The sequence below is a fragment of the Ruegeria sp. HKCCA5463 genome (assembly GCF_013034175.1).
GTDB lineage: Bacteria > Pseudomonadota > Alphaproteobacteria > Rhodobacterales > Rhodobacteraceae > Ruegeria.
On record NZ_WQFL01000023.1, the window covers coordinates 1 to 10,068 of the forward strand.

At 56.6% G+C, this 10,068-nt stretch carries 20 protein-coding genes and 1 pseudogene; 2 read left to right on the forward strand and 19 right to left on the reverse strand.

From position 1 onward, the window contains the following. Positions 1-124 (forward strand): annotated as a pseudogene (rplB, locus tag GOW09_RS22050) (50S ribosomal protein L2); the annotation flags it as partial. 589 nt (positions 125-713) lie between these two features. On the opposite strand, the gene GOW09_RS22055 reads toward rplB (GOW09_RS22050), so the two are convergent. The 13 genes from GOW09_RS22055 to rpmC form a co-directional block, all read right to left on the reverse strand. After that, on the reverse strand, positions 714-875 hold the full coding sequence (locus GOW09_RS22055) for a DUF1127 domain-containing protein (protein WP_224859333.1): 162 nt from the start codon (positions 873-875) through the stop codon (positions 714-716). Positions 876-1,235: 360 nt separating this feature from the next. After that, entirely contained in the window at positions 1,236-1,619 is a 384-nt protein-coding gene (locus GOW09_RS22060) for a hypothetical protein (RefSeq protein WP_152459163.1), read from the reverse strand. Positions 1,620-1,736: 117 nt separating this feature from the next. Beyond that, complete coding sequence (rpmD, locus tag GOW09_RS22065; protein ID WP_008757946.1) at positions 1,737-1,925, reverse strand: 50S ribosomal protein L30; 189 nt, start codon at positions 1,923-1,925, stop codon at positions 1,737-1,739. 12 nt (positions 1,926-1,937) lie between these two features. Further along, complete coding sequence (gene rpsE / locus GOW09_RS22070; protein WP_171121043.1) at positions 1,938-2,507, reverse strand: 30S ribosomal protein S5; 570 nt, start codon at positions 2,505-2,507, stop codon at positions 1,938-1,940. 115 nt (positions 2,508-2,622) lie between these two features. Further along, positions 2,623-2,982 (reverse strand): 50S ribosomal protein L18, encoded by a 360-nt coding sequence (gene rplR, locus GOW09_RS22075; RefSeq protein WP_152459162.1) that lies wholly within the window; start codon positions 2,980-2,982, stop codon positions 2,623-2,625. An 11-nt stretch (positions 2,983-2,993) separates the two neighbouring features. Next, complete coding sequence (rplF, locus tag GOW09_RS22080; RefSeq protein WP_152459161.1) at positions 2,994-3,527, reverse strand: 50S ribosomal protein L6; 534 nt, start codon at positions 3,525-3,527, stop codon at positions 2,994-2,996. An 11-nt stretch (positions 3,528-3,538) separates the two neighbouring features. Further along, the gene (gene rpsH, locus GOW09_RS22085) at positions 3,539-3,931 is read right to left on the reverse strand and encodes a 30S ribosomal protein S8 (protein ID WP_068340741.1); all 393 of its coding nucleotides are present in this window, start codon (positions 3,929-3,931) and stop codon (positions 3,539-3,541) included. A 13-nt stretch (positions 3,932-3,944) separates the two neighbouring features. Next, a complete protein-coding gene (gene rpsN / locus GOW09_RS22090) occupies positions 3,945-4,250 on the reverse strand; it encodes a 30S ribosomal protein S14 (protein ID WP_010437098.1) in 306 nt (101 codons plus the stop codon). A 19-nt stretch (positions 4,251-4,269) separates the two neighbouring features. Continuing rightward, on the reverse strand, positions 4,270-4,830 hold the full coding sequence (rplE, locus tag GOW09_RS22095; protein ID WP_152459160.1) for a 50S ribosomal protein L5: 561 nt from the start codon (positions 4,828-4,830) through the stop codon (positions 4,270-4,272). Then, the gene (rplX, locus tag GOW09_RS22100) at positions 4,823-5,134 is read right to left on the reverse strand and encodes a 50S ribosomal protein L24 (RefSeq protein ID WP_171121045.1); all 312 of its coding nucleotides are present in this window, start codon (positions 5,132-5,134) and stop codon (positions 4,823-4,825) included. Before rplX ends, rplE begins: the two co-directional genes overlap by 8 nt. A 2-nt stretch (positions 5,135-5,136) precedes the next feature. After that, entirely contained in the window at positions 5,137-5,505 is a 369-nt protein-coding gene (gene rplN / locus GOW09_RS22105; RefSeq protein WP_039523372.1) for a 50S ribosomal protein L14, read from the reverse strand. 75 nt (positions 5,506-5,580) lie between these two features. Then, positions 5,581-5,811, reverse strand: a complete 231-nt coding sequence (rpsQ, locus tag GOW09_RS22110; protein WP_152459158.1) for a 30S ribosomal protein S17 — start codon at positions 5,809-5,811, stop codon at positions 5,581-5,583. 4 nt (positions 5,812-5,815) lie between these two features. Continuing rightward, positions 5,816-6,022: a 50S ribosomal protein L29 gene (gene rpmC / locus GOW09_RS22115; protein WP_093965352.1), complete on the reverse strand. Its 207-nt coding sequence runs from the start codon at positions 6,020-6,022 to the stop codon at positions 5,816-5,818. 341 nt (positions 6,023-6,363) lie between these two features. Here rpmC and GOW09_RS22120 point away from each other — a divergent pair, with 341 nt between their 5' ends. After that, positions 6,364-6,807 carry a GFA family protein gene (locus GOW09_RS22120; RefSeq protein WP_152459157.1) on the forward strand — a complete coding sequence of 148 codons (444 nt, stop codon included), beginning with the start codon at positions 6,364-6,366 and terminating at the stop codon, positions 6,805-6,807. A gap of 77 nt (positions 6,808-6,884) precedes the next feature. On the opposite strand, the gene GOW09_RS22125 is transcribed toward GOW09_RS22120, so the two are convergent. From GOW09_RS22125 to rplB (GOW09_RS22150), 6 genes are all read right to left on the reverse strand, one after another. Next, positions 6,885-7,505, reverse strand: a complete 621-nt coding sequence (locus GOW09_RS22125) for a 2OG-Fe(II) oxygenase family protein (RefSeq protein WP_171121047.1) — start codon at positions 7,503-7,505, stop codon at positions 6,885-6,887. 235 nt (positions 7,506-7,740) lie between these two features. Further along, on the reverse strand, positions 7,741-8,154 hold the full coding sequence (rplP, locus tag GOW09_RS22130) for a 50S ribosomal protein L16 (protein WP_117872242.1): 414 nt from the start codon (positions 8,152-8,154) through the stop codon (positions 7,741-7,743). Positions 8,155-8,166: 12 nt separating this feature from the next. Next, complete coding sequence (gene rpsC / locus GOW09_RS22135; protein WP_117872244.1) at positions 8,167-8,877, reverse strand: 30S ribosomal protein S3; 711 nt, start codon at positions 8,875-8,877, stop codon at positions 8,167-8,169. Continuing rightward, complete coding sequence (rplV, locus tag GOW09_RS22140) at positions 8,877-9,257, reverse strand: 50S ribosomal protein L22 (protein ID WP_039538267.1); 381 nt, start codon at positions 9,255-9,257, stop codon at positions 8,877-8,879. The genes rpsC and rplV overlap by 1 nt, the downstream gene beginning before the upstream one ends. A gap of 3 nt (positions 9,258-9,260) precedes the next feature. After that, positions 9,261-9,539 carry a 30S ribosomal protein S19 gene (gene rpsS / locus GOW09_RS22145; protein WP_068348022.1) on the reverse strand — a complete coding sequence of 93 codons (279 nt, stop codon included), beginning with the start codon at positions 9,537-9,539 and terminating at the stop codon, positions 9,261-9,263. Positions 9,540-9,542: 3 nt separating this feature from the next. Next, a partial coding sequence (gene rplB, locus GOW09_RS22150) for a 50S ribosomal protein L2 (protein WP_171121049.1) occupies positions 9,543-10,068 on the reverse strand: 526 nt, incomplete at its 5' end.

The following is a 10,068-nucleotide window of genomic DNA, read 5'->3' on the forward strand; positions in this document are numbered from 1 at the left end:
GCCTCAGCGTCTGGCTGTTGGTGACAAGGTCATCGCGTCGGCGAAAGCTGACATCAAGCCGGGCAACGCAATGCCGTTCTCGGGCATGCCCATCGGTACCATCGTCCACAACATCGAGATGCAGGCCGACGGTTAAGCGCGAAACTTTTGATCGCCGCAAAGATGGCTGGACGTCAGGTGCGGTTTTGGAACACGCAAGGGCTGATCTGCACCTGCGTATCCCCAGGTTTCATGTACCTGCCACGTCCCCTTTTGGGCTGCCCGTTGAACTGAGAATCGCCCGCAGGGCATTGCCTGCTCGGCCCAATTCAGTGCACGGGTAAAGGCGGAGAAGAAAAACCACCTGATCAACCTGTTCAAGTGTGCAATGCCAATCCGGACACCGTGCGTTTCAAGTGGTTTCGGCCCGTGTCATGCGCCAGCAGCTGCCGCAGGCGGCCATTGGGCCCGGTGGCCCCCGGCGCGTCAGCAGAGTGCACACGCAACATGCGGCCTTACGATGTACGGTCGAGTCACGAGCTTTGAGATAGCGCTATAACCCCCGCTCGACATCAAGAAGGGGGCATAGGCCCGATATTAGCGTCATACAGTAGGGGTAGCGTACTTCGGCACTGTGGAGCGCTCAGGCGCTCTATGACCGTTCTGCGGGCTTCTACCGGAAACAGAAAAGGCGCCGTTCGGCGCCTTTGTGTCTTGCACTGGGATATCCGCGATCAAGAGCAGTAAACATGCTTGTGCGCAATATCTGCAATGTCGCAGCGGCGGATGCCGATGTCATCCAGTTCGCGGTTGGTCAGGCTTTGCAGTTCGCGGTATGTGCGCTGATATTCAGCGGCCCGTTTGCGTGCGGTTTTGATCCGTTCGATCATGTCCATGATCCGGGTGCCGAAGTTGAAGCCGGTATTTGTCAGTGTTGCGGTTGTCATTTCTGTGGTCCTTTCTCAAATCAGGGCGAATTCCCTGACGTTACCTTTTGTGTTCCTTGTTTGGACAAGGCTGAGATAGGGCTAATAGTTATCGCTAACAATACAGGTTTCGGTCTAGCCGCTATGCGTTTTCGGTATGACAAAGGTTGATCCCAACGCAATACGGATCGCGCAAGACATTCAGAATATTATGTACTTGCGTCAGAAGCACTCAGAAACTGCCGTAAGGGCGCTTCTCCTATTGAACGCAGGCCGTGTGGCAGTGCTAACGCCTTGCGATAAAGCTGTACGAAATGCCCTAAAAACCGACTATTTCCTAATCTTCCCCTCGTATCGCTCTTTTTGTTCATTAACCAGGATCAGTTTGCCGTTGTTCACGACGTAAAGATCAAACCGGGGGTTTTGATACCCAATGCAACGCATCCCGTTGTCATAGAATTTGTATGAGTTTGCTTTCCATGTTTGGCCATCCCTTTTGTAGGAGTAGGTTCCGTCGGAAAAATATGTTTCTGTGTCTTTGCCAGTGTAAACGACTTTGCGTCCCGCTAGGTTGTTTTGGAGCCAGGCTGCGTTCACTTTCTGGTCGCCGTCTGAGAAATAGCTTTTCGAAAGTTTTGGAGCCTTGTTAGGGCAGGCTGCGTGCGCTGAGACACCAATGGCCGTCGCGCAAAGCGCGGATAGGAACAGTTTCATCTTTTCTCACTCTTTAATCAAAATGGATCAAAACGATACGTCAGACGCAGTTAAACGCAAGAAAAAACGCCCCTGAAAAATATCAGGGGCGTTTCGAACTCTGCGAAGATTTAGCGATTAGCCGCGTTCTTCGATGATCTCAACCAGATGCGGGATCTTGTTGACCATGCCGCGGACCGAAGGAGTGTCTTCCAGTTCACGGGTTTTGTGCATCTTGTTCAGGCCCAGACCGATCAAGGTAGCGCGCTGTTCAGCGGGGCGACGGATCGGGGAACCGATTTGCTTGACGACGATGGTTTTTGCCATGGGTCGCTCTCCTTATGCTTCTGCTTCAGCAGCAGCTGGTGCTTCTTCCCGCTTGGGCAGGATGTCGGCAACCTTTTTGCCACGACGCTGTGCAACCGAACGCGGGCTTTGCTCTTTCTGCAGGCCGTTGATGGTGGCACGGATCATGTTGTACGGGTTCTGCGAGCCCAGCGACTTGGACACAACGTCCTTTACGCCCAGCATTTCGAACACGGCACGCATCGGACCACCGGCGATGATACCGGTACCTTCAGGTGCGGTGCGCATAACCACTTTACCGGCGCCGTGACGGCCCTCGATGTCGTGGTGCAGGGTCCGACCTTCGCGCAGTTGCACGCGGATCATCTGACGCTTGGCTTGTTCGGTCGCCTTGCGGATGGCCTCGGGTACTTCTTTCGCTTTACCCTTGCCAAAGCCCACGCGGCCTTTCTGATCGCCGACAACCACCAGAGCGGCGAAGCCAAAGCGCTTACCACCTTTTACGGTTTTCGACACGCGGTTGATCGCAACCAGACGATCTGCAAATTCCGGTGCTTCCTCACGGTCGCGGCCACGGCCCCGACGGTTTTCACGTTCTGCCATTTGGCATCCCTTTTCTCATGTGGCGCATACGGCGCCGTTTCTTCAATCCAAGTGAGCCCCGACTGTTGCCGAGGCCCCCGGATCATCGGGGCGGATCGAAACCCGCCCGCAGGTCTTAGATCTTCAGACCACCTTCACGCGCAGCGTCGGCCAGAGCCTTCACCTTGCCGTGGAACAGGAAGCCACCACGATCGAAATAGGCCTCTTCGACGCCTGCCTTCTTGGCACGCTCTGCAATGGCCGCGCCGACTTTGGTCGCCGCATCGATGTTGTTTTTGCCAACAACGCCTAGATCCTTTTCCAGGGTCGAGGCCGAGGCCAGGGTCACGCCACGCACGTCGTCGATCAACTGAACAGAGATGTTCTTGTTCGAACGGTGTACGGACAGACGCGGACGACCCGCGTTGACCTTGCGAAGTTTGTTCCGAACGCGCAGGCGGCGCTTCAGAAACAGGGTTCTTTTGCTGTTTGCCATTGTGTTCGTCCTTACTTCTTCTTGCCTTCCTTGCGGAAGATGAACTCGCCCTTGTAGCGGATGCCTTTGCCTTTGTAAGGCTCGGGGCGGCGCCATTCGCGGATTTTGGCCGCGGTTTCGCCCACCAGCTGCTGGTCGATACCTTCCACAACGATCTCGGTCTGCTTCGGGGCGGTGATGGTGACACCTTCCGGAGCAGTGAAATCAACATCGTGGCTGTAGCCCAGGTTCAGCTTCAGGGTGTTGCCCTGCATCTGAGCCCGGTAACCAACACCCTGGATCTCCAGCTCTTTTTTGAAGCCGGTTGTCACACCGGTTACCAGGTTGGCAACCATGGTGCGGCTCATGCCCCATTGCTGACGAGCACGTTTGGACATGCCGCGGGGGTCGATCTTGACCACGTTGTCTTCAACCGACAGCGTTACGTCGTCGGTGGCGGTAAAGCTGCGGGTGCCTTTCGGACCTTTCACTTCGATGGTCTGACCCGACACAGTGGCGGTAACGCCGCTGGGCAGCTCGACCGGTTTTTTACCAATACGAGACATTGCAGACCTCCTTAGAAGACGGTGCAGAGCACTTCGCCGCCAACATTGTTGGAGCGAGCGTTTGCGTCCGACATCACACCTTTCGGAGTGCTGACAATCGACACACCCAGCCCCTGACGGACCTGCGGGATGTCATTGACGCCCATGTATACGCGACGGCCGGGCTTCGAGACCCGCTTCAGTTCGCGAATGACAGGGGTGCCTTCGTAGTATTTCAGGCTGATTTCGATGGCCGGATGACCGTTTTCACCGGTCGTCTTTTCATAGCCACGGATGTAGCCTTCGTCCGCCAGCACGTCCAGAACCCAACCGCGCAGCTTGGAAGCCGGGGTGGAAACGGTGGACTTGCCGCGCATTTGCGCGTTGCGGATACGGGTGAGCATATCGCCGATAGGATCATTCATATCTATGTCTCCCTTACCAGCTCGATTTCACCATGCCGGGGATCTGACCAGCAGAACCCAGCTCGCGCAGCGCGATACGGCTGACCTTCAGCTTACGGTAGTAAGCGTGGGGACGACCTGTCAGCTGACAGCGGTTGTGCAGACGAGTGGCCGAGCTGTTGCGCGGCAGCTTCGCCAGTTTCAGACGCGCCTTGAAGCGCTCTTCCATCGGCTTGCTCTCGTCATTCGCGATTTCTTTCAGCTCGGCACGCTTTGCGGCATATTTGGCCACCAGGCGTTCGCGCTTCTTTTCGCGTTCGATCATTGCTTTTTTAGCCATGTCTCAATCCTCCCGGCGCTTACGCGTTGAACGGCATGTTGAACGCTTTCAACAGTGCCTTTGCTTCAGCGTCGGTTTTCGCTGTGGTGGCAATTACGATATCCATGCCCCAGACCTCGTCGACCTTGTCGAAATCGATTTCCGGGAAAACGATGTGCTCTTTCATGCCCATGGCAAAGTTGCCCTGACCATCGAAAGAAGGCTTTACACCGCGGAAGTCACGCACGCGCGGCAGCGCGATGGTGATCAGACGATCCAAGAATTCGTACATCCGGTCACCACGCAGGGTCACTTTTGCGCCCAGCGGCATGTCCTCACGGACGCGGAAGCCCGCGATCGACTTCTTCGCCTTGGTTGCAACGGCCTTTTGACCGGCAATCGCAGTCAGATCCTCTACCGCAGCTTTCGCTTTCTTCGAGTCTTTGACGGCCTCGGCACCACAGCCGATGTTCAGAACGATCTTCTCCAGCTTGGGCAGCTGCATGTCGTTCTTGTAACCGAACTCTTCTTTCAGAGCGGCACGGATGGTTTCAACGTACTGAGTTTTCAGACGCGGGGTGTAGGTTGCGTTATCAAGCATCGATTACGTCCCCTGTGGTCTTGGCGAAGCGGACCTTCTTTTCACCTTCCATGCGGAAGCCAACGCGGGTCGCTTTGCCGTTCTTGTCCAGCAGTGCCAGGTTCGACAGGTCGATCGGGTTTGCCTGAGGCAGACGACCACCTTGCGAGTTCTGCGACTGGCGGGTGTGACGGATGGCGATGTTGATGCCATCAACAACAGCTTTTCCGGCTTTGGGGTCAACCGAGGAAATGGTGCCCTCTTTGCCCTTGTCCTTGCCGGCCAGCACGACGACCTTGTCGCCTTTGCGGAGTTTAGCAGCCATGATTACAGCACCTCCGGAGCCAGCGAGATGATTTTCATGAAGTTCTTGCCGCGCAGTTCACGAACAACGGGGCCAAAGATACGGGTACCGATCGGCTCGTTGTTGTTGTTCAGGATGACGGCGGCGTTGCGATCGAAACGGATCGCGGTGCCGTCTTCGCGACGGACTTCCTTGGCGGTGCGTACGACGACGGCCTTGCGGACGTCACCTTTCTTCACGCGACCGCGCGGGATGGCTTCCTTCACCGAGACGACAATGATGTCGCCGACGGAGGCGTATTTACGCTTGGAACCACCCAGGACCTTGATGCACTGAACTCGGCGAGCGCCGGAGTTGTCAGCGACATCCAGATTGGTCTGCATCTGGATCATGTGGTTTCTCCCGACCTGTGGGGGCTGGTCTTGTTAATTCCCCCAGGGTTTCGACAAATGGAAAATTCTGGGGGCTTACGCCTCCAGAACCTCCCAACGTTTCGTCTTCGATTTCGGCGCGCATTCGATGATGCGTACAGTGTCGCCGACCTTGAAGGCGTTCTTTTCGTCATGAGCCCGGTATTTCTTGGACTTACGAACGGTTTTGTGCAGCAGCGGGTGCTTGAAACGGCGTTCAACCGAAACAGTCACGGTCTGCTCGTTGGCGTCGCTGGTTACTACTCCGGACAGGATACGCTTGGGCATGGGATTACTCCTCCGATGCCGCAGCAGCGGCCTTTTCGTTCAGAATGGTTTTAACGCGGGCAGCATTGCGGCGGGCCGCTTTGATGCCGGCTGTGTTTTCCAGCTGACCGGTTGCCTGTTGAAAGCGCAGGTTAAAGCTTTCTTTCTTCAGGTTGGCCAGTTCCTCGCGGAGCTGGTCCGGGGTCTTTTCACGCAGTTCTTGGGCGTTCATCGCCTTTTTCCTTTGCTCAAAACACCAGAAGGCCCCGTACACGGGTCACCTTGGACCTGGTGGATGAATGATAGACATGCGAATCGCCCGACAACGCCGGGCGACACGCAGGATGCCGCCGTATAAGGGTTTAGGGAGTGGGGGGCAAGGGAAAGTTTGACGTCTTCTTTAAGGCGAGGGAATTGGATGCTCTCGGTCGCCGAACGGGTTACCAATCACGAAACTTCCGCGAAGTATTCCTCATCCAAACTCAGGCCAAGGTCTGTATTGCCAACGGGCCGCGTTCGGCGCCCAATAGAACAGGCCCACAAAGGTTTGAAGTTCACAGAGGAGGTAAGAAAATGACCAGCCCATATTCAGGAGGATGTGAACACGTCAAGATAGTCGCGACGGCAGAACCGATAGACAACCATGAATGCCACTGTGATGTCTGTAAGTCCGTGACCGGACAGCACACAACCCATGTTGCGTTCTTTAACTACACAGACCTGTCAGCAGACCCCGAAGATAAGATGAACCGTCAACCATTCAACGCCAACAATCCCGATGGCCCTTTAGAGCTTTGCACCTGTTCTGAGTGCGGGGCCGCGCTGATGCTGGATGATAAGCAAAAACGCATACGCGTGGCTGTACCCAACGTGATGGGGTATGATGACAGCAAGTTTCCTGCAGCGACTTACCACGCGTTTTACGATGACAGCAAAGGGTACCCCAAGCCTGATGACGGACGACCGGTATATGAAGCGTTCCGTCCAGAATTTTCTTGGCCTTCACCTGCCGCCTGACAGGGCTTTCGTTCATTCTGGGCGGAGTGCTAACGGTGTTCGCCTGCATTCAAGATGCCGTTATTCGGTGGGAGCGTTCAGTCCCACCGATAGTTAAAACTGACAGATATCCGCTCTTCCTCGGCCATGTTCATCGGGACCTCGTGGCGAAGCCAGCTTTCCCAAAGCAGGACATCCCCCACCTGCGGTTTCATGTAGATGAATGGCTGCAAATCCCGCCGCCCGCCTTTCAGGCGCGTCGGCGCGGCCATCATGCGGCCTGAACGGGGGTCCTCCAGTTTCAGCGCGCTCGCCCCTTCGGGCATCGCTACATACGTCGTGCCCGAGATCACACTGTGCGGGTGCAGGTGGCTGGAGTGCATGCCACCCTCGGGCAGGATGTTGATCCAAAGGTCCTCCAGTTTCAACGCGGCCTCGCCCAGATCGAACTCCAGATCCTTGGCAAACGCCGCCACGTGCTGATCCAGTACCTTCACCAGATCGGCGAAGATCGGGAAGCGCCAGGGCAGGTCGGTCAGCGAGGCATAGCTGGTATAGCCGGGATAGCCGTTTTCCTCACACCACTCCTGCCCGGCCTCGTCATCCTCGGCGATGACAAGGCAGGAGTTTTCCAACTCTTCCGCATCGATCGCGGGACCGAACTCGGACAGGGCTGCGCGATAAAGACGGGTTACGAAGAGTGATTCAATCTGTGCCATAGCGCCCTCTTAACCCAGCTTCATCGCGATTGCGATGGCTCATTTGCGAGGCTCTGCCTCGCGCTCCAGGATATTTTTTGCCAGATGAAATCCGGATCCCCTGCTTCATCTGGCGCTAAATATCCCGGGGGAGTCGCGGCTTGCCGCGGCGGGGGCAGCGCCCCCAAATGATAACCCCCGTCGGTTTCCCGACGGGGGTCAATTTTGTCACGAACGGGGCCTAGGCCCCAATCGCTTACCAGTCTTCGCGAACCACGACGCGGGTCTTGATCGGCAGCTTCATCGCGGCAAGGCGCAGGGCCTCGCGGGCGATGTCGTCATTGACGCCGTCGATCTCGAACATCACGCGGCCGGGCTTGACCTTGCAAACCCAGCGGTCCACCGAACCCTTACCTTTACCCATACGAACTTCGATCGGCTTTGCAGTGACCGGAGTGTCGGGGAAGATACGGATCCAGACACGACCCTGACGTTTCATGTGACGGGTCATGGCACGACGTGCAGCTTCGATCTGACGTGCGGTGACGCGCTCGGGTTGCAGGGCTTTCAGACCGTAGGTGCCAAAGTTCAGATCAGAGCCGCCCTTGGCTTCGCCCTTGATCCGGCCTTTGTGCATCTTGCGGAATTTAGTACGCTTTGGTTGAAGCATATCTTTCCCTCCTTAGCGACGACCGCCACCAGCACCACGAGGTGCAGGGCCGTCCTGGAGTTCCTGTGCTTTACGGTCACGTGCCTGCGGATCGTGCTCCATGATCTCACCTTTGAAGATCCAGACCTTGATCCCGATGATCCCGTAAGGAGTCATCGCTTCGGCATGTGCGTAATCGATGTCGGCACGCAGGGTATGCAGAGGCACGCGGCCTTCGCGATACCATTCGGTCCGTGCGATTTCGGCGCCGCCCAGACGGCCAGCGACGTTCACCCGGATACCCAGGGCGCCCATGCGCATGGCGTTCTGAACCGAGCGCTTCATTGCGCGACGGAACGAAACACGACGTTCCAGCTGCTGAGCGATCGACTCGGCAACCAGCTGCGCGTCAAGCTCGGGCTTGCGCACTTCGACGATGTTCAGGTGCAGTTCGCTGTCGGTCATACCAGCAAGCTTTTTGCGCAGAACTTCGATGTCTGCACCTTTCTTGCCGATGATGACACCCGGACGTGCGGTGTGGATCGTTACGCGGCACTTCTTGTGCGGACGTTCGATGATCACACGTGCAACACCGGCCTGCTTGCACTCTTTCTGAATGAACTCACGGATCTTGATGTCTTCCAGCAGAAGATCACCGTAATCCTTGGTGTCAGCGTACCAGCGGCTGTCCCAGGTGCGGTTGACCTGAAGGCGCATGCCGATCGGATTGACTTTATGTCCCATTAGGCTTGCTCCTCAACTTGACGCACCTTGATGGTGATCTCCGAGAACGGCTTCATGATCTTGCCGAAACGGCCACGGGCACGCGGGCGACCGCGCTTCATGACCAGGTTCTTGCCAACCCAAGCTTCGGCGACGATCAGTTCGTCAACGTCCAGGTTGTGGTTGTTTTCGGCATTCGCGATTGCGGACTGCAGGCACTTCTTGACGTCCTGCGCGACACGCTTGTTCGAGAAAGTCAGGTCGGTCAGAGCCTTCTCGACTTTCTTGCCGCGGATCATTTGCGCAACCAGGTTCAGTTTCTGCGGGCTGGTGCGAAGCATGCGAGTTTTCGCCATTGCTTCGTTTTCAGCCACGCGGCGGGGGTTCTTTTCCTTGCCCATGACTTACTTCCGCTTCGCTTTTTTGTCTGCGGCGTGACCATAATAGGTACGAGTTGGCGAGTATTCACCGAACTTCTGACCAATCATGTCTTCCGTGACGTTTACCGGGATATGCTTCTGGCCATTGTACACACCAAAGGTCAGACCCACGAACTGGGGCAGAATGGTGGAACGACGCGACCAGATCTTGATGACTTCGTTGCGGCCCGACTCGCGCGCTGCTTCGGCTTTTTTAAGCACATAAGCATCGACGAAAGGACCCTTCCAAACAGAGCGAGACATAGATTAACGTCCCTTCTTCTTGGCGTGCCGCGAGCGGATGATCAGCTTCTGGGACGCTTTGTTCTTGTTGCGGGTACGCTTACCCTTGGTGTCCTTACCCCACGGTGTAACCGGTGTACGGCCACCCGAGGTACGACCTTCACCACCACCGTGCGGGTGATCGATCGGGTTCATTGCAACACCACGAACCGACGGACGAACGCCCTTGTGGCGCATACGACCGGCTTTACCGAGGTTCTGGTTCGAGTTGTCGGGGTTGGACACGGCACCAACGGTGGCCATGCATTCCTGACGGACCATGCGCAGCTCGCCCGAGCTCAGACGGATCTGAGCGTAGCCGCCATCGCGACCAACGAACTGAGCGTAAGTACCGGCCGCACGTGCGATCTGACCGCCTTTGCCAGGCTTCATCTCGATATTGTGGACGATGGTACCAATGGGCATGCCCGAGAACGGCATTGCGTTGCCCGGCTTGATGTCGGCCTTGGCGGATGCCACGACTTTGTCACCAACAGCCAGACGCTGCGGA